The organism is Shewanella sp. Koi 1, from assembly GCF_052907445.1.
The window spans coordinates 1,427,466-1,445,758 of the sequence record NZ_JBREJM010000001.1; the positions used below are offsets into that span (position 1 = coordinate 1,427,466).

14 protein-coding genes are annotated in these 18,293 nt (G+C 47.7%); 12 read left to right on the forward strand and 2 right to left on the reverse strand.

Features of this window, described 5'->3' with window-relative positions; genetic code table 11:
* The first annotated feature begins 74 nt into the window (after positions 1–74).
* The 10 genes from glgC to ACUZ8J_RS06385 all read left to right on the forward strand — a co-directional run bounded on the left by glgC (position 75) and on the right by ACUZ8J_RS06385 (position 13,148).
* Positions 75–1,337, forward strand: a complete 1,263-nt coding sequence (gene glgC, locus ACUZ8J_RS06340) for a glucose-1-phosphate adenylyltransferase (protein ID WP_011623506.1) — start codon at positions 75–77, stop codon at positions 1,335–1,337.
* Between the two features lie 67 nt (positions 1,338–1,404).
* Positions 1,405–2,991 carry a glycogen synthase gene (locus tag ACUZ8J_RS06345; protein ID WP_446694907.1) on the forward strand — a complete coding sequence of 529 codons (1,587 nt, stop codon included), beginning with the start codon at positions 1,405–1,407 and terminating at the stop codon, positions 2,989–2,991.
* A 190-nt stretch (positions 2,992–3,181) separates the two neighbouring features.
* Positions 3,182–3,721, forward strand: a complete 540-nt coding sequence (locus ACUZ8J_RS06350; RefSeq protein ID WP_446693367.1) for a curlin — start codon at positions 3,182–3,184, stop codon at positions 3,719–3,721.
* Between the two features lie 24 nt (positions 3,722–3,745).
* Entirely contained in the window at positions 3,746–5,203 is a 1,458-nt protein-coding gene (locus ACUZ8J_RS06355) for a beta strand repeat-containing protein (RefSeq protein ID WP_446693368.1), read from the forward strand.
* A gap of 82 nt (positions 5,204–5,285) precedes the next feature.
* Positions 5,286–5,789: a CsgE family curli-type amyloid fiber assembly protein gene (locus tag ACUZ8J_RS06360; RefSeq protein WP_446693369.1), complete on the forward strand. Its 504-nt coding sequence runs from the start codon at positions 5,286–5,288 to the stop codon at positions 5,787–5,789.
* An 11-nt stretch (positions 5,790–5,800) separates the two neighbouring features.
* Complete coding sequence (locus ACUZ8J_RS06365; protein WP_446693370.1) at positions 5,801–6,202, forward strand: curli assembly protein CsgF; 402 nt, start codon at positions 5,801–5,803, stop codon at positions 6,200–6,202.
* Positions 6,203–6,204: 2 nt separating this feature from the next.
* A complete protein-coding gene (locus ACUZ8J_RS06370) occupies positions 6,205–7,068 on the forward strand; it encodes a CsgG/HfaB family protein (RefSeq protein WP_446693371.1) in 864 nt (287 codons plus the stop codon).
* Between the two features lie 227 nt (positions 7,069–7,295).
* Positions 7,296–10,325, forward strand: a complete 3,030-nt coding sequence (locus ACUZ8J_RS06375; protein ID WP_446693372.1) for an EAL domain-containing protein — start codon at positions 7,296–7,298, stop codon at positions 10,323–10,325.
* Between the two features lie 213 nt (positions 10,326–10,538).
* Positions 10,539–11,927, forward strand: a complete 1,389-nt coding sequence (locus ACUZ8J_RS06380) for a DEAD/DEAH box helicase (RefSeq protein ID WP_446693373.1) — start codon at positions 10,539–10,541, stop codon at positions 11,925–11,927.
* 123 nt (positions 11,928–12,050) lie between these two features.
* A complete protein-coding gene (locus tag ACUZ8J_RS06385) occupies positions 12,051–13,148 on the forward strand; it encodes a CobW family GTP-binding protein (RefSeq protein WP_446693374.1) in 1,098 nt (365 codons plus the stop codon).
* Between the two features lie 37 nt (positions 13,149–13,185).
* Here the strand turns inward: ACUZ8J_RS06385 and ACUZ8J_RS06390 are convergent, their stop codons facing one another.
* Positions 13,186–13,962 (reverse strand): substrate-binding periplasmic protein, encoded by a 777-nt coding sequence (locus tag ACUZ8J_RS06390; RefSeq protein WP_086904367.1) that lies wholly within the window; start codon positions 13,960–13,962, stop codon positions 13,186–13,188.
* A 335-nt stretch (positions 13,963–14,297) separates the two neighbouring features.
* On the opposite strand from ACUZ8J_RS06390, the gene ACUZ8J_RS06395 reads away from it, so the two are divergent.
* Complete coding sequence (locus ACUZ8J_RS06395; RefSeq protein WP_446693375.1) at positions 14,298–14,819, forward strand: DUF3087 domain-containing protein; 522 nt, start codon at positions 14,298–14,300, stop codon at positions 14,817–14,819.
* Between the two features lie 116 nt (positions 14,820–14,935).
* Here the strand turns inward: ACUZ8J_RS06395 and ACUZ8J_RS06400 are convergent, their stop codons facing one another.
* Complete coding sequence (locus tag ACUZ8J_RS06400) at positions 14,936–16,480, reverse strand: MFS transporter (RefSeq protein ID WP_446693376.1); 1,545 nt, start codon at positions 16,478–16,480, stop codon at positions 14,936–14,938.
* A gap of 418 nt (positions 16,481–16,898) precedes the next feature.
* Here ACUZ8J_RS06400 and ACUZ8J_RS06405 point away from each other — a divergent pair, with 418 nt between their 5' ends.
* A complete protein-coding gene (locus tag ACUZ8J_RS06405; protein ID WP_109285424.1) occupies positions 16,899–18,251 on the forward strand; it encodes an MATE family efflux transporter in 1,353 nt (450 codons plus the stop codon).
* Positions 18,252–18,293: the final 42 nt, after the last annotated feature.

Sequence of the window (18,293 nt, forward strand, 5' to 3'; positions counted from 1 at the left end):
TGCGGCCTTAGGGCGGCAGGGAAGAGTGGTTGTGAAGCAATCGGCACTGATGTGCTATTTGGGGAGTAGAGCCTATGTCTAATGTACGTTATATCAGTAATTTAACTCGTGAAACCTATGCATTGATTCTGGCTGGTGGCCGAGGCTCGCGTTTACATGAACTCACCGACTGGCGCGCTAAACCCGCGTTGTATTTCGGTGGTAAGTTTAGGATCATCGATTTTCCACTGTCGAATTGCATCAACTCGGGGATCCGCCGCGTTGGGGTAGTGACCCAATATAAGTCGCATTCGTTAATTCGCCACGTGATGCGTGGTTGGGGCCACTTTAAAAAGGAATTAGGTGAGTCGGTGGAAATTTTACCTGCCTCACAACGTTACTCGGAGAATTGGTATCAGGGCACGGCCGATGCGGTATTTCAAAATATCGACATCATCCGCCATGAACTGCCCAAGTATGTGATGGTGCTCTCGGGTGACCATGTGTATCGCATGGATTACGCTGGCTTACTGGCGGCCCATGCCGAATCCGGCGCCGATATGACAGTCTCCTGCCTCGAGGTGCCCGTGGCCGAAGCGGCTGGCGCGTTTGGGGTGATGGAAGTCGATGACGAGATGCGCATTTTAGGATTTGAAGAAAAACCTAAGCATCCTAAACACTCCCCAGGCAATCCCGAGAAGTGCCTTGCCTCGATGGGCAACTATGTGTTTAACACAGAGTTTTTGTTCGATCAGTTGAAGAAAGACGCGCAAAATGCCAATTCCGATCGGGATTTTGGTAAAGATATTATTCCCTCGATCATCGAAAAACATAAAGTGTTTGCCTACCCCTTTAAGAGTGCTTTCCCCAACGAGCAAGCCTACTGGCGCGATGTGGGCACCTTGGATTCCTTCTGGCAGGCCAATATGGAATTGTTATCGCCCACGCCCGCCTTAAACCTCTACGATGCCAAATGGCCGATTTGGACCTATCAGGAGCAATTACCTCCCGCCAAGTTTGTGTTCGACGATGACGATAGACGCGGCATGGCGGTGGATTCGATTATATCCGGCGGCTGTATTATCTCGGGGGCAACCGTGCGCCGCAGCGTATTGTTTAACGAGGTGCGGGTTTGTTCCTACTCAGTGGTTGAGGACTCGGTTGTGCTACCCGATGTGGTGGTGCTGCGCCACTGTAAGATTAAAAACGCCATCATCGACAGGGGCTGCATCATCCCCGAAGGTACAGTGATTGGTTACAACCACGACCATGACAGGGCAAAGGGCTTTAGGGTGTCCGAGAAGGGCATCACCTTAGTCACCCGCGATATGTTAGGGCTGCCCGTGGGCTATGAGTAAGGCCAAGTTAATAATTTGCATGAATATTAACCCTGTTGGAGTATGAAGTTAGGTGAAACGCATATTAATGGTCGCGGCAGAAAATGGGGCGCTGAAAGGGGCGAAAGTGGGCGGGATGGCGGATGTGATCCGTGACTTGCCCCAAGCCCTCGCGGGTGTTGAGATCCAAGCTGATGTAATTATGCCAAGCTACGGATTTTTAACGGGCCTTGGGGCCAAACTTATCCATGAGTTTGAGGTGAGTTTTGCCGGGCGACAGGAGCCGATTAAGTTGTATTGGCTAGCGCACCCCAAGGTGCAGGGCGCCAATATTTACTTGCTCGAGCATGGGCTGTGGCAATCCTGCCCCGGGCAGATTTATAGCCAAGGCACGAGTGACCGCCCCTTCGCCGATGATGCGACTAAGTTTGCGCTTTTGTGTGCAAGCGTAGCCAAAGCCTTAGTGGCGGGGCTTGTGCCTATGCCTCAGCTTTTACATCTGCACGACTGGCACACGGGATGTTTAGCCATGCTACGGGCGCTGGCGCCCGAGTATCAAGCATTGCAAAGCATAGAATGTGTGTTTTCGATTCATAATCTTGCGCTGCAGGGGATAAGGCCGCTGAGCCATGATACCTCAAGCTTTGCGGCTTGGTTTCCTCACTTATTCGCCCAGTTGGATGAGGGCCAACGCGCCCTGATTATCGACCCCCGTTATCCCCATTGCATCAATCCGATGCGGATGGGAATTACGCTGGCGGGTAAGGTGCATCTCGTCTCACCCTCCTACGCCAAGGAGGTGTTGCTTCCCTCTCGCCCCGAGTTGGGGTTCTTCGGTGGTGAAGGTTTAGAGGCGGATTTACAACGCAAAGCCGAGCAGGGGCGAGTGCTTGGCATTTTAAACGGTTGCGAATACCCAGAGGCTTTAGCGCAAACCTCCCTCGAACGTATGGGGTTAACTGAGTTTAGGGCCTTACTGAGTTGCATCGAGTCGGCCCTAGTGCAGTGGCAGGGCGGGCGAAGTCAGGTCAGTGGCGTCGATATGATTGCCTTTACGCGGCTGCAAGTCCTGTGGCGCCAAGCCTCTGCGGGGGAGTTTCCGGATTTTCTGTTGACCTCGGTTGGCCGGCTTACCGATCAAAAAGTGCTGATCCTGCGCCATATTTTACCTTCTGGCTTATCGGTATTAGAGACATTACTGCAACAGTTGCAGCAAACGCAGCCTAAGGCACTGTTTGTACTATTAGGCAGCGGTGACCCTGAGATAGGGCAATTTTTTCAAACCCTTGCCGCTAAGTATGCCCATTTTGTATTTCTGCAGGGATACCATGAGGAGCTCTCCCAGTGTCTTTATCAAGTGGGTGATTTGTTCTTGATGCCAAGCTCCTTCGAACCCTGTGGTATTAGCCAAATGCTTGCCATGCGTAGTGGTCAACCTTGCCTTGTGCATGGGGTTGGCGGATTGCGGGATACGGTCGAGGATAATGTCGATGGCTTTGTGTTTTATGGCGACGATATTACCCTCCAAGGTGAAGCGTTGCTGATTAAGTTAAATGATGCAATGTTGTATTTTGAGCAAGGTGATTGGGCATCACTGCAGCGTAAGGCCAAAGCCCGGCGTTTTGATTGGCACAGTATCGCGTTTGATTACCTGAAACACCTGTATGGCCGCTAAACCACCTTTAACACCTTAGTCCTTTCTTGCTTCCTGCAGAATAATTGTTTATCTAGAATTTTTAAAATAAAGCAAAATCATGGCATTAGATAATAATGGCCATTTTTTTGATTTTTTTAAACCTTCAACTATACTTCTGTGTCAATAAGGTGACTCTGTCAAAATAATGGCGAATTCAATGGAGTGAGCGATGCAATTTTTCGGAATTAGGGATTATTCACCTTTGGCATTGCTGCATAATGCGTTATTGATCTTCATCACTTTATCCTCCTTCTCCCCCTCTTTGTCATGCGCTGGCGATTTGAGTCCTTTTGACGAGTTAGCACTTGGTGAAAATTATGTATCTGCAATTCAGACGGCCGATTTTGCAAATTTATCAGTTAAGCAACATGGATTGAGTAACCAGGTCGTAGCAATTCAAGTGGGCAATCGCATATCTGTTCTTCTTGAACAAGAGGGGGATTCAAATCGAGCATATTTAAATCAAGCTGGCGTGGACATTGATGTGACTCTTTTACAGCAAGGATTTAATAATCAGATTATTGCCAACCAAAGTGGATTTTCCCTTTCACTTTATATTGACCAAATAGGGATAGATAACCTCGCATTGATTAATCAAACAGGTTACGAAAATTCAATTTGGATCCAGCAGTATGGGTCCGGAAACGCGGTAAATGTGACCCAATGGGGACATTCACAAGCAGTCGTGATTACTCAGGGTCAGCACTGAAACTAAGGAAAGGAAGACACAGTAATGAAAAAGTCCAATATTGCTTTATTAGTCGCCGCAGCGTTTTTTACTTCGTCGGGAGTTTATGCTGCAAGTGAGAATAACCAAGCCACAGTTAGTCAACAAGGTAGTACTAACTCTGCAACAGTCAATCAAGTCGATGAAAGTAATAATAATCAGTCGACGATTAACCAGTATGGCTCTGAAAACACCGCCACGACCACGCAGGCCCGTACCGATAACACAACTGCTAATGTAGTTCAAAATGGTCGCCAAAATACTGCCACAGTGCTTCAGCAAGACTCGACAGCCACAGCCGGAGCAAACATCAACTCTGAAGGAGATTTAAATACCGCGACCATTACCCAGCAAATTTTTAATGGCGATGGCGCAGTTGCCGATATCGACCAAAATGGTGATAGTAATACCGCAACCATCACCCAAGACAATGGTGACGGGGCAAGTTCCAGTATTATCCAAAATGGTAATGGTGATACTGCGAATATTGACAATTATTGGTCAGATTATGCCAATGCTACCGTGACCCAAAATCTTGGTGCAGGCAATGATGCGCTTATTAAGCAAAATGCCTCCGATGCGGCTAGTGCAACACTGACGCAAACTGGCGCAAATAACACGGGTACCATTAGCCAATATACTCAAAATTTTGGTGGCGAAGCTTCAGACACCACTGAAGCCACATTGGTGCAAGAAGGTCATTCTAACATCGGTTACATTAGTCAAACTGCAGTAAGCAACAGTGCCACAGTAATGCAAACCCAAGATGCTAATGATGCCTATGTCGAGCAAAGCGGTGTGGGTAATACGGCATTGGTTACCCAAGATGGGTTAGGTAATGACGCTGATGTGGATCAGGCTGGCACGTCTGGTATGGCAACGGTTAGCCAAATGGGTGATAACGATACTGCCACCATTAATCAATTGAGTGGCGATGCTAATGTGGCGGTGATTTCGCAAATAGGCAATAGTTTTGGGAATGACGTGACTATTACCCAAAGTGGTAATGAAAACTATGCAGGTGCTAAAACGGAATTAGGTGATGGCAATAGCATTACCATCACTCAAGACGGTAACCGCAACCAAGTCACAAATAATCCAAACGCTATAAATTATTATGGAGTAGGGATCGGTGCTGGTACTTACGGTGTAGGTAACGTGGTCAAAATTTCTCAATTAGGTGCAGACAACTTGGCCTATGCCGATTCAGCTGATCATAATTCACTTGTTGATATCAGGCAGGATGGTGAGTTTAACAATGCAGCGGCTGAGTCGTGGGCTGGTACTGAGAATGAGATAAGTATTAGCCAAACCGGAAATGATCACACTGCTGATGTGTATGTTTCTGGTGGAAGTAATAACAGCGTCACTGTTACCCAGAATGATGCTTGGAATACCGCGAACGTGACCAGTTTGGGATCGAATAATACCGTCATTGTTAACCAAGGAACAGGTTCGATTTAACATTTATTATTGTTCAAGGGTGTTTAGGCACCCTTTTTTAATAATATGTTTTTCAAACTAATGTGGAACAAGGTGCATCTAGATGAGACGGATACATAATATTATTTCCACGCATTTAATGCTTTCAGCGATTTTTTCTACGTTTGCTATGGCTTCCGAGGCGCCATTTGACAAAGCTGTGTCGGAAGAAACATTTTCATTACAGCCGTTGACTGAGGGGAAAAACATTAATGAAAACAGCAACGATGAAAAACTAGCAGAAGGATTGATACTTAATCGCACAGTCACTCGATTAGGATATAATTTTTATCGTCAATTTGTGAGTACATATCGTGATATCGGCGGTGAGACTGAACATTCAGGATTAACAGTTGTCGAGCAGCCAACAGCAAGGAGTGGTAGTCGAATTACGATATTACACAATAGAAAACCTATATTCACTACCTTTGCATCTCCTGTTAGTCGTTATATATATTTACAGGCAGAATCAGCGGCTAAGCGAATAGATATTCAGCTTAAACAGATAAAAGAGGAAGCTAAATTTGTTGCTTTTGAAAACCCAGATCTAGCACCTGATGAATTTTAAACGGGATTTTTATGAAAAAGATATCGATTATTTTAATTTTATATTTTTTTTCAATAGCATGCAGCGCCACCGAATTAGTTTATAACCCAGTTAACCCTGCTTTTGGTGGAAATCCATTAAATGGCTCCTATTTATTATCAAATGCAGCTGCTCAAAATAGTTATAAAAGTGGCAGTGGATATACTCCTCCCTCAGCATTAGAAAGGCTTGCAAGTTCGCTTGAATCTCGTCTTATGAGTCAATTATTTAATGATGCGGCAAATGGAGGAGATGGCTACTTAAAAACGAATGATTTTGAAATTCAAGTTGTAAATGAAGATGGAACACTATTGGTGCACATTACAGATCTCGCCACTGGAGAAACAACGGTTATTGAAGTTGGTGGTTTGGTTGACGTGGCCGTGGGGGGGTAATAATGAAAACATGCTTATTAATGTTTGTGTTTTTGATATTATCCGGTTGTTCTTCAGTATCTGAATTTGATGATATTGAAGCATCGTCCAGTTTAATGCCAAAGGGAGAAACATATCGCGATCTTGTAAGCTTGCCTGCTCCTCAGGGCAGCATAGTAGCAGCTGTTTACGATTTTCGCGATCAAACTGGTCAATATAAGCCAATTCCAGCGAGCAATTTTTCAACCGCTGTTCCACAAAGTGGTACCGCGTTTTTAGCTCAAGCACTAAATGACTCGCAATGGTTTATTCCTGTTGAACGGGAAGGATTACAAAATTTACTAACTGAACGTAAAATTTTACGTGCGGGTTTGAATGGTGATGCGACTAAATTACCTCAATTGAGTGGTGCGCAGATTTTAATGGAAGGTGGTATTGTTGCCTATGATACTAATGTGAAAACAGGTGGTGCTGGTGCTCGATATTTAGGTATTGGAGCTTCCGGACAATATAGAGTAGATAGTATTACAATTAATTTGCGCGCAATTGATATTCGTACAGGTAGATTGCTCAGTAGTGTAACAACAACTAAATCTGTATTATCAATGGAATTAACTGCAGGTGTCTTTAAATTTATTGATGCTCAAAAATTATTAGAGGCAGAGGCTGGGATTACCTCTAATGAACCAGTTAGTTTGTGCGTTGTTGCGGCAATAGAGAGCGCGGTTGTTCATTTAATTGCAGATGGTCTATGGAAGGGAACCTGGAATTTAGCTGATGCTCGAACTGGAATAAACAATAAAATCTTGCAAAAGTACTGGTTAGAGGCTCACTCTGATTCAGAAGTGAGTGCCAAAATCAATCAAATTTTAGTAGTGGCGAAGTAAATTGTTTAACGAGCTTTGGCCATTAATTGTCAAATGACTCTTGGGCATCTAATGGCAATGCGCATGTTTAATTCGATAATTTAATGGCTAGTGCGTGGGTCTGATTTATGCGTTTTGTGAGCTATTACTGTAATTAGATCATGATTTGTAAGCAATTCTGCTACACTTGTGAGGGAGAGTTTTCGTAAGATAATCCGTTCCCTCATTTTGGAGTTGCTTCCACATCCATGGATAAAAGCATTTTCTTACCCTTAGTACAAAATGCGGCGTTACTGCTCGCCTTGGTATTTTTGTACGATGCGATTCCTAAAAAGCATCAGCGGCAGTATTTTCTTCTGTGGCGGCTGGGGATCGGATTACTCATAGGTGGCATAGGCGTCACGATTATGAGTACCCCATGGATGTACGAACCCGGCATTATCTTCGACACTCGCTCTGTGCTCTTATGTGTTACCGGCCTCTTTTTTGGTGGTTTGCCTACTGCGGTGGCGGTGATTATCACCGGAATTTATCGTTACAGTATTGGCGGCGCCGCCATGTGGGTGGGGTTAGGCGTGATTATGTCTTCGGGCTTGATTGGCGTGCTTTGGCGTCAACAGCGTAAATCTTACCTTGCCAATATCTCGGGCAGAGAAATCTTCAGTTTTGCCTTTGTTGTCCACATCGTTATGTTGTTGTGGTTCTTTTTGCTGCCGGACAAGGTTGCCATTCCCGTGCTGCAAAAAATCATGCTGCCCGTGCTAACCATTTATCCCCTTGCGACTTGGCTACTGAGCCGTTTGCTGTCCCGCCGTTTTGAGCTGGAACGTGACGAGCAGATCCGTTTGCAGGATGATTTTTTATTCCGCAGCCAATTTAACGTCGGCAATATAGGGATCGCTATTACCGGCGTTGACCAAAAGTGGATCAAGGTGAATCCAAGGCTGTGCCAGATGCTGAAATACTCAGAGGATGAGATGCTGCATATGACCTGGAAACAGCTCACCCATCCCGATGATGTCGAGGCTGATATCGTCAAGTTTGAACTCATGCTCGCGGGCAAGATTGATAACTATGAGATGGATAAGCGCTTTATCGCCAAAGATAATTCGATTGTGTATACCCATATGACGGTCGCCTGTAAGCGCGCGAACCATCAGGTGTTATTGGTGATTGCGGGCTACTTAGATGTCACCGCACAGACTCTAGCCGATAGGGAAGTGCTCGCCAGTCGTGAGCAACTTGAATTGGTGTTAAGCAGTAGCGATTTGGGCGTTTGGGACTGGGATATCCGTAATGACCATATCGAGCGTAACGCCCGCAGCGCCGATATCCTAGGTTGCGATATCGACATGCTCAATGCCAATAGCCGCCAATGGATGGACTCGATTGTCGCCGAAGATAGGCCCAAGGTGCTGCACTCCATCGAGGCCCATATTCGCGGAGAAACGCCGCAGCATAAGATGGAATATCGCTTAAAAACCCTCAACCGCGATATTCGCTGGATTTTAGATACGGGCAAAGTGGTGAGCCGTGATGCCAATAATAATGCCTTAAGGATGTGTGGTACCTATACGGATATCACCGAGGCCAAGCTTATCGAAGAATCTCTAAAGCTATCTGCACTGGTGTATGACAACAGCTCAGAGGCCATGAGCGTGCTCGATGAAACCGGTATTATCATCACAGTCAACGCCGCCTTTACCGCGATTACGGGTTACAGCGAGTCAGAAATTCGCGGCCAGCATATTCGCATGCTCTACTGCGACCTTAACGGTCACGGCTTTTATACCGAGATGAATAATGAAATTCGCGAAAAAGGCGAGTGGCAGGGGGAAATGCGCCAGCGACGTAAGAACAACGAAGAGTACGTTATTTGGCTCACCATCAACACCATCAAAGATAAAGATGGCCAACCTTATCGCCGTGTGGCGTTGTTTTCCGATATCACAGATAAAAAACAGAGCGAACATTTGATCTGGAAACAGGCCAATTATGACACGCTCACGGGCCTACCGAATCGGCGCATGTTGCTCGAATATTTGGGCGCCGAAATCAAGAGTGCCGATCGTAATCGCAATCACTTTGCCTTGATGTTCCTCGATCTGGATTACTTTAAAGAAGTGAACGACACCCTAGGACATGCCATGGGGGATCTATTGCTGATTGAAACTGCCAGTCGCTTAAAATCCTGTGTGCGGGATACCGATGTGGTGGCTCGCCTCGGTGGGGATGAGTTTACTGTGGTACTCAGCGCCATGGAGGATCACAAGGGCATTGAGCGGGTCGCCGAACATATTTTACGCCGCATTGCCGAGCCCTATGTGCTGGGGGAAGAAACCGCCTATATCAGCGCCAGTATTGGCATCACCCTTTATCCCGACGATGCGACAAGCATTGAAGGCTTGCTCAAACATGCGGATCAGGCCATGTATGCGGCGAAAGATCAGGGCCGCAATCGTTTCAATTATTTCACCCCTTCGATGCAGGAATACGCCAAATATCGGATGCGCTTAATCCAAGATTTGCGCCAAGCCGTGTTGAATAAAGAATTTGAACTGCACTACCAGCCGATAGTGACTATGACCACGGGCGAGGTGCTTAAGGCCGAAGCGCTATTGCGTTGGTTCCATCCGGAACGAGGTTATGTGTCCCCTGCGGAATTTATTCCGGTCGCCGAAGATACCGGACTGATTGTCGAGATTGGCAACTGGGTCTTTGAGCAGGCGGCGCGTCAAAGCGCTCAGTGGCGTAAGACTCTGGGGGTTGAAATTCAAATCAGCGTCAACAAATCACCGATCCAGTTTCGCGATGAAGGCACGCTGCTGCACAATTGGCTCGAGTTACTGCAGGAATTGGATGTGACAGGCACAGGGGTGTGCGTCGAGATCACTGAAGGGTTACTCCTCGATGCCAGTATGGGCGTGACCGAAAAACTCTTGGCCTATCGGGACGCGGGCGTACAAGTCTCCTTGGACGACTTTGGTACGGGTTATTCCTCCTTGGCGTATTTGAAGAAGTTCGATATCGATTATTTAAAAATCGATCAATCTTTTACCCGCAATATCGACACGGATGAAAGCGACCAGACCCTGTGCGAGGCGATTATCGTTATGGCCCATAAACTCGGAATGAAAGTGATCGCCGAAGGGGTCGAAACCGAGGCGCAGCGCCAAGTGCTGCTCAATGCGGGCTGCGACTATGGCCAAGGCTATTTATTTTCTAAGCCTGTGAGTGCCAGCGAATTTGCGCGTCAGCATTTGGTTAAAGAGGCTTAGGCGAGCATAGCGTGAACGCTGCCTTGAGTTTATGCCTATCTTTTGCCTATAAATGCGCCGCAAATTTTGCTAGACTCCGCGGCCCCGTAAAGGGCATATGGCGTCTGATTCGAATAGCAGTTGATAAAGCCTGCTAACGACGTCGCTCTTTATGGAACCAAGCTGCATTTATCGGTTTTGCATTAACACTTCGCACTCACAAAAAGAGCTTTTATGAAATTTGACACACTCGGCTTATCTTCCCCTATTTTGAATGCGATAGCTGAGTGTGGCTATCAGCAGCTCACGCAAGTGCAGCAGCAGGTTATCCCCCTCGCGCTAGAAGGAAAAGACATTATGGCCTGCGCCCAAACGGGCACGGGCAAAACCGCATCCTTTGCCTTACCTCTGCTTGAGCAGCTGTCAAAGCAGCTAAATGATAAGCCTTTGCTTAGGGCGTTGGTGATGACGCCGACCCGGGAGCTGGCGATTCAAGTTTGCGCTAACATTCAGAAATACAGTCAGTTTTTACCCCTGAAAACATTAGCCGTTTATGGCGGCGCGAACATGAATCCGCAGCGTAAAGGGGTGGAGCAGGGCGTGGATATTCTGGTTGCGACGCCGGGGCGACTCTTCGACATTATTGGCCAGTTCCATTTAGATCTCTCGAGTGTGACCACCTTAGTGATCGACGAAGCGGACCGCATGCTCGATTTAGGCTTTGTGCGCGACATTGAAAAGGTAAAACGCCTTATCGCCACTGAGCATCAAACCATGTTGTTTTCAGCCACCTACAGCGATGCGGTCAAGCAGCTTTCCCATAAGATGCTCAATCAACCCGAGTGGGTCAATGTGGCCGAAAATACCACGGCATCCACGGTTGAGCAGCTGGTCTATCGAGTCGATAAACGCCGCAAGGCCGAATTATTGTCAGAGCTCGTCGGGCGCAACAATTGGCGTCAGGTGCTGGTGTTTGCCAGCACTAAGGAATGCGCCGAACATCTATTGCAGGAACTCACCCTCGATGGGATCAGCGCGGGCGTATTCCACGGCGATAAAACCCAAGGCGCACGTAATCGCGTGCTCGATGATTTCAAAGCGGGCAAACTGCGAGTGCTGGTGGCGACCGATCTGGCGGCGCGCGGCTTAGATATTCAGGCGCTGCCCTTAGTGATTAACCTCGAATTGCCATTCCTTGCGGAAGACTATGTTCACCGTATTGGCCGCACCGGTCGTGCGGGGCTCTCGGGCCGCGCGATATCATTTGTGTCTCCAGCCGACGATGAGATGCTAGCTGAGATTGAGGCCCTGATTGGCCAAACTCTGCCAGTGACGGTACAGCCCGGTTACGAGGAAGGCACACCGCTGCCTGCGCGTTACCGTGAGGCGCCGACGGCAACCACTAAGACCGCTAAGTGGAATTACAAGAGCAGTCGCAATACGGGGGCTAAAGGCGCGGGCGGCAATGGCACTAAAGCGAATGGCGCGCGGGGGGGCAAGGGCGGCTTTGGCGGCAACGCCGGATTCGGTCAATCGAGCGAAAGCCAAGCACGGGCGCGTAAATCGCCAGCCCGTGAAGGTAAATACGCTAAAAATAAGCCAAATACTCAAAAGGGTAAATAATCCCTCTGTATCGGTTTATCCATTTATCAGCGCGCCATTGGCGCGCTTTTTGTTGAGCTTTAAAGGGATAATCCCTACACTCGAGTGCCCTCAATTCAGTTCGTTGCCATGAGAGTGTCGTCCATGATAGTCAAAGCCATTCCCACCAATATCATCACAGGTTTTTTAGGCGTAGGAAAAACTAGCCTAATTAAACAGCTGCTTAAGACCAAACCCGAAGGCGAAACCTGGGCGGTATTAGTGAATGAGTTTGGCGAAGTGGGGATTGACGCTGGGTTGATGGATGCTAGCGACAGCTGCGTACAAATTCGTGAGGTGGCGGGTGGCTGCATGTGCTGCGCCGCAGGTGTACCGACTCAAGTCGCCATTAATCAACTGATCGCCCGTGCTAAGCCCGATAGATTGTTAATTGAGCCGACGGGGCTTGGGCATCCCAACGAGATTATCAAAGTGCTTAGCGCGCCCCATTATCAAAATGTCATCAGTTTGCAGAGCACTTTATGCCTTATCGATGCCCGCAAATTACGGGATGAACGCTACCGTGGGCACGACAATTTTATCCAGCAGTTGCACGTCGCCGATGTGATAGTCACCACGAAAACCGATTTATACTTTGAGTTTGAAGCGGCAGAGGGCGGGCATTTGGCGGACGACTTAAACCAATATTTGAATGAGTTACAGCTGAGTGATACCCGTGTGATTGAACACAGTGCGACAAAGGGATTATCCGAAGCCTTGCTCGACGGCCTTAGACAGCCACGGCGTCAAAATGCCTCGAATGGCAAATCCGCCGCTTTTCGTCCCGTGACAACATCCACAAGTCTTTTGCGAAATACTCGCGACAGCTTAGGGTTGCAGGGCGTTTTTGCCGAGGATACGAGCGAGCAAACCTTTCAATTCGATGCGCGTGGCCTAGTGCGTAAGCACAATCAGGGTGAAGGCTGCTTTAGCTGCGGCTGGGTTATTGAGCCAATGCAAGATTTTGATTTCGATAAACTCATGCAGTTTATCTCGGCACAGACTCAAGGCCATTCTGCACTTTTGCGGCTAAAAGCTGTGATAATCACTAGCGATGGTATTGCCGGGATAAATTGGAGTGATGGCGATATGGCGGTGACTGAGCTGGACGATAGCCTAGATTCACGCTTAGAAATGATCTCGACCCAAGCGCTTAATTGGGATGAGATGGAGCAAGGTTTGTTGGGCTGTTTAGCGCGCTAGGCTAAGTGCGCCATTTTATCTGCAGTAGGGCGTTATGCTACTCGGTCAGCATAGTATCTGGGATAGACACGCCCCTCGCCTTGGCGAGGTTTGCTAATTCACCACTTTGCACCATGTCCTGCAGAAACAGATCAAAACTCTCCAGAAGCGGTTGAAATTGAGCGTATTTTGGAAAAGCCATAAAGCCATCTTGAGTATCAATCGCGGGCGAAAGTGGCATGATGTTCTGTGGAAGCTTGATTTGCGCCAGTAGCGACTCAGTGTTGCGGACATTGCTGGCGAGCAGGTCGAGATCGCCACGGGATAAGCGCTCTATACCACTCTTAAGATCGGCAAATTCATTGATGGTGAGCGACTTAGTGCGCTCATTAAACAGATAGCCGTAACTCCAACCCTGCATTTTACCAATTCTTAGGCCACGGATACTGGCGTAATTGCCATCCCAAGGCGTGGGATGATGGGTTCTGGCGTAAAAGACAATGTCGTCACGGTAAAAGGCGAGGGACGAAAAGGCTAAGACTTTCTGACGAGCTTCTGAAATGTAGGGGCCAATTAGGATATCCGCTTGCCCTCGTTCGACCATAGATTGGGCGCGGCGCCAGGGCGCAAGTTGATAGTGAATCGTCACTTTTTGGCGTTCGGCAAAGCGATTCAGAATATCCACAGCTAGACCGTTGTATTCGCCCTTAGCGTTTTGTTCAAAAATCTGGCTAAACGAGGTACCGACGGCAAGCAACTCCTCCGCCTGTGCGGGTGGGCACAGGCTCGAGAGGATAAAAAGGCTGCAAGCGATAAGCACTCTTTTACATGCCATTGACGGTTCCTTTATGACGACTATAGGAATTTAGTTCAATTTCGAGGTAGTTATTAGGTAAATGTTCTTTTTCCTCAATACTGGCAAATTGTACACCGATTTTTATGCTTACTCGCAGTTTACAAAGTGACGATACGGGATAAGAGTGTTTCTTTAAATGGAAGATAAGCGGATAAATTGATTGGCATTTTACTTATTTTGCTTATCTGGCTAAACCTGTTTCAATTTGTATCTTGCTAGATTGGCTAGGGATGAAAGACGCGGATATTCAGGCAGATTCAAGCAATCTGAGGTATGCTGCGCCGCCATGCGTTTTTTCGATAAGAAGTGAGCCGATGAAGTTACAGCAAGTAGATAAAACGATTTACCGCAGCAATATGAACCTGTTTATGGTGGCCTTGGTATTAGGCTTGATTGTGTTATCCCTCAGTTTTGGGGCGGGATTGATTGCGCTTTTTGGCGTAGAGGCTGTGCCCGGTGAGCCGACGGGGAATTTCCATTGGAATCTACTCGGGGTGATTCTGGCGGTGTTGCTCTGTAGCGCGATAGTGTATCAGCTTAAGACTCAGCCCTTTTTTAAAGAAATCTATTACGTGTGGCAGTTAAAGCAGCTGCAAAATCGCATTTACCGTAAGTTGAATAAGATCCGAGCAGCGGCGGCGACGAATGATGTAAATGCGTTGATTACATTGCTGTTTTACTTCACCAGTTTACGCCAAGTCTATCTGCTCGATGATAATACCTTGACCTTATCCAGCGTCGATAAGGAATTAAATCAACTGCAAGAGCAGTGCAACGCCTTCGGATTAACCCTGTCGGCCGAGCAATTCGAAGTCGAGCTGTTAGCGGGCTTTTAGTGACATTTCAGTCAAACATCCAATAAAAAAGTGAGTGCCTACACACTCACTTTTTACATAAGCCTATTGGAGCGAGAACTTACGCCTCATATTGCGCCCCTATAGATCTCGAACCATTAGTGCGCTGCTTGCTGCGCCCGTTGTAGCGCCAGTAACCACTTACCATAGATATAAATCCCCACCGCCGAAATGGTGCCGATCGCGGCGATAATATACCAAGCCATACCGATATTGTGGCTGTGGTAGAGCAGTTGAGTCAGGTCGTGGGCGTTTTCGCCAGTAAAGCTGACTAAGGTGGTAAAGGCTTCGCCTTGCGGGATGGCACTTACATCCGTTGAACTCATGCCGCGCTCGAGTAATAACTCGCGTGAGAACAACTCTTTAGAGGCGAAAATTTCATAGAGTTTAGGGCCAAAATAACCTTCTAAGCCCCAACCAATTCCTTGCGGTAGCATCACAAAGCCAAGGTACATGGCTTTTTTACCTTCGGGGGCAATGTTACCCATAAATTCGTTCTTCTTCGGGCTTATCATCATCTCGCCGATAGAGAACATGGTAATCGCGAGCACAATAAACCAGGCGGCATGGAAGGCGCCGATAAACACAAAGGCCAAGATACTGAGTAAACAGCCAATCAGCATCGCCGTGGTGATGCGGTATTTGGCGGTCAGCGCGGCAATTAAAAAGCAGCTGGTCATAATCAGGCCGGCGTTGAGGTTCAGCATGCCTTCTGGCATCACCTTAGTGCCTTCGTTATTTAACCCGAGCCAGAACTGTAAAATGCCGTTGCTGGTGCCTTCGCTACCAAACAGACTGGTGACAATCACGCTGGTATCGACCCACTCGGAGATGTGGATCGGCAGTACGTCGAACAGGGCGTTAAAGAGGAACCAAAAGCCTGAAAACACTAACATGTAATAAATCACGATAGGCTTTTTAAGCTCATGCCAGGCGTCGCGCCAGAGCGCTTCTTGCTTAATTTCGCCGGATTTAATTTGCTGATTGCGCGCAACGCGCTCGGCCTTACCCGGCTCGGTATAGGTTAATAAGAACAAGAAGTTTAGCGAGATAATCGCGGCGCAGGCATAAAACACATTATCCCAAGAAAGCTGGCGCATATGTACGGCAACCAATGGGCCTAAGAAGCCACCGATATTCACGACTTGGTAAAATATCCCCCAGGCCATGGAGGTGTTATTGCGATTGGTGGAGAGCACTAGGGTGCCTTGTATACCGGGTTTAAATATCCCAGTGCCGATGGCGAGTAACAGTGCCCCCGATAAGAAGCCCCAAAAAGTGGGGAAAAACGCCATGGTCAGGTAGCCCATGATTTTAATCACGGTTGAGCCGAAAATCGTTTCCTTGTAGCCGACTCTATCGGAAATCCCGCCGGTAAACACGGGCACAAAGGTCTGCATAATGGCCCAGAGCGAGATGATGATGCCATAGTCGCTGAGGCTGATCCCCAGACCGCCCGCCGACTCGGGGGCTTTGGCGTATAAGCCCGCACTGGCTTTGACACCGTAATAGGCGATACGCTCGACCAGCTCCATACCGCCCACTAACCAAAAAATATAACTTAGGCTAGTGATCGAGGCCCACATGCCTAACTGCTTGACTTCGCGCAGATCATTCTCTGCATTTGGACTGCTGTGACTCATGTCCTTCCCTTTATTATTGTTATTGAATTTAATTCCACTAATTCATTATTAATTAAATGGTTAACGCAATTGCTTGGGCAAATAACGCCGTAATAATTAACCGATTTCGGGCAATTTAAGCCTACACTTTACCTAATTAAGGGTTAAATACCAAAAAAGTAGTGAAAAATGATGACTTTCACCACATCTGTTATTAAGTGATGCTTGCTTGTTGCAATCACGGAATAAATATGTACTAGCAGTAAGGTATTGTGCTGATTAGTTTTTGTTACAAGTTTCTCCCGTTAAACGCGATTGGTATTAAGGTAAAATTTAGGTACAATCCACTGCCGCATTTTTGTTCATCCTTTATTTCTCTGTGTAATACCGCCAGAACAAGCTGAGTGCGCGCCCGCCTTTATTTTTGTGAGATTAGGTTATGACTGCTATTTCCGCTGCCGCAACGGACCAACGCCTGCTGCAAGAGCCGATTTCAAAGCTTTTTTGGCGCTACACCATTCCAACGATCGCCTCCATGCTGGTGACTGGGGTGTATGTCACCATTGATGGTATCTTCGTCGGTCATTATCTCGGTGAAACTGGATTGGCGGGCATGATGTTGGCCTATCCCGTGGGCGCGATTCTCTATGCAGTTGGCGCCATGATAGGCATGGGCAGCGCGGCGTTAGTCTCGATTAACTTAGGGCAAGGTAATGTCGCCAAGGCGCGCAAATTGCTCGGCAACGCCTTTAGCTTGTGTTTACTGGCAGGGGCATTTTTTGCCTTAGTGGGCGGGATCTTTTCTCGGGATATTTTAATTGCCCTCGGCGCCGAGGGGGAGATACTCGAAAACGCTAACGAATACCTGTTCTGGTATTTTGCCTTATGTCATTTCCCTATTATTTCAATGGCATTCACCACCTTACTGCGTAACGACGGTCGCCCATCTATGGTGACCTTTGTGCTGATTTTAGGTGGTGTGCTGAACACCTTTTTAGATTGGCTGTTTATTGTGGTGTTTCCCTTCGGCTTGGCTGGGGCGGCGATTGCCACCATGTTGTCCCAGGCCGTGACTGGTTTACTCTGCCTGCAGCATTTCTTTGGGGCGCGCACACAGCTCAAAATCAATCTTGAGCAGATGAAGCTAAAGCTCGACAACTGCCTCAATATTGCCCGTGTTGGCCTGCCAAGCTTTTTGATGAACCTGTATTTGTCGATTGTATTGACCCTGCATAACACCGCATTTTTATGGGTCGGTGGCCCTCTGCATGTGGCGGCATACGGGGTTGTGAGTTACACCGAAGCGTTTTTCTATCTGATTTTTGAAGGCATTGCCCTCGGTACTCAACCGATTTATAGCTTTAATGCGGGGGCAGGGCGCTTCGACAGAGTTAAGCAGGCACGCAATATCGCCTTTGGCATGACACTACTCACCGCAGCACTCGGCTTAGTGTTGATTTATTCCCGCCCCGAATGGTTGGTGTACCTGTTTGCCGGTGACAACCCAAGCTTAACGCCGGTCGCGATTGAAGGAATGCGCTGGTATTTCTGGGGCTTACCTATGGAAGGTTTGATTCTTGTGGGCGCCAGTTTCTTCCAGGCGATTAATTGTTCTAAGCAGGCATCGATACTCACTGGGGCGAAACTGCTGCTTATCGCCGCCATTATCTATTGTTTTGCCTGGGCCTTTGGCGTGATTGGCGTGTGGGTGTCGCTCGCGACCTGTAGCACTATGCTGGTGATTTGGATGTTTATCGCAATGGGGCGGCTTCAAGTGAACGCTAAAGTCTGATGTTGTTTACGCATTATCTTTTCCTTTGAAACCGACTTAGTA

Coding starts and splice junctions, on each gene's coding strand:
- glgC (WP_011623506.1), top strand. CDS start 75: ATGTCTAATGTACGTTATATCAGTAATTTAACTCGTGAAACCTATGCA.
- ACUZ8J_RS06345 (WP_446694907.1), top strand. CDS start 1,405: ATGGTCGCGGCAGAAAATGGGGCGCTGAAAGGGGCGAAAGTGGGCGGG.
- ACUZ8J_RS06350 (WP_446693367.1), top strand. CDS start 3,182: ATGCAATTTTTCGGAATTAGGGATTATTCACCTTTGGCATTGCTGCAT.
- ACUZ8J_RS06355 (WP_446693368.1), top strand. CDS start 3,746: ATGAAAAAGTCCAATATTGCTTTATTAGTCGCCGCAGCGTTTTTTACT.
- ACUZ8J_RS06360 (WP_446693369.1), top strand. CDS start 5,286: ATGAGACGGATACATAATATTATTTCCACGCATTTAATGCTTTCAGCG.
- ACUZ8J_RS06365 (WP_446693370.1), top strand. CDS start 5,801: ATGAAAAAGATATCGATTATTTTAATTTTATATTTTTTTTCAATAGCA.
- ACUZ8J_RS06370 (WP_446693371.1), top strand. CDS start 6,205: ATGAAAACATGCTTATTAATGTTTGTGTTTTTGATATTATCCGGTTGT.
- ACUZ8J_RS06375 (WP_446693372.1), top strand. CDS start 7,296: ATGGATAAAAGCATTTTCTTACCCTTAGTACAAAATGCGGCGTTACTG.
- ACUZ8J_RS06380 (WP_446693373.1), top strand. CDS start 10,539: ATGAAATTTGACACACTCGGCTTATCTTCCCCTATTTTGAATGCGATA.
- ACUZ8J_RS06385 (WP_446693374.1), top strand. CDS start 12,051: ATGATAGTCAAAGCCATTCCCACCAATATCATCACAGGTTTTTTAGGC.
- ACUZ8J_RS06390 (WP_086904367.1), bottom strand. CDS start 13,962: ATGGCATGTAAAAGAGTGCTTATCGCTTGCAGCCTTTTTATCCTCTCG.
- ACUZ8J_RS06395 (WP_446693375.1), top strand. CDS start 14,298: ATGAAGTTACAGCAAGTAGATAAAACGATTTACCGCAGCAATATGAAC.
- ACUZ8J_RS06400 (WP_446693376.1), bottom strand. CDS start 16,480: ATGAGTCACAGCAGTCCAAATGCAGAGAATGATCTGCGCGAAGTCAAG.
- ACUZ8J_RS06405 (WP_109285424.1), top strand. CDS start 16,899: ATGACTGCTATTTCCGCTGCCGCAACGGACCAACGCCTGCTGCAAGAG.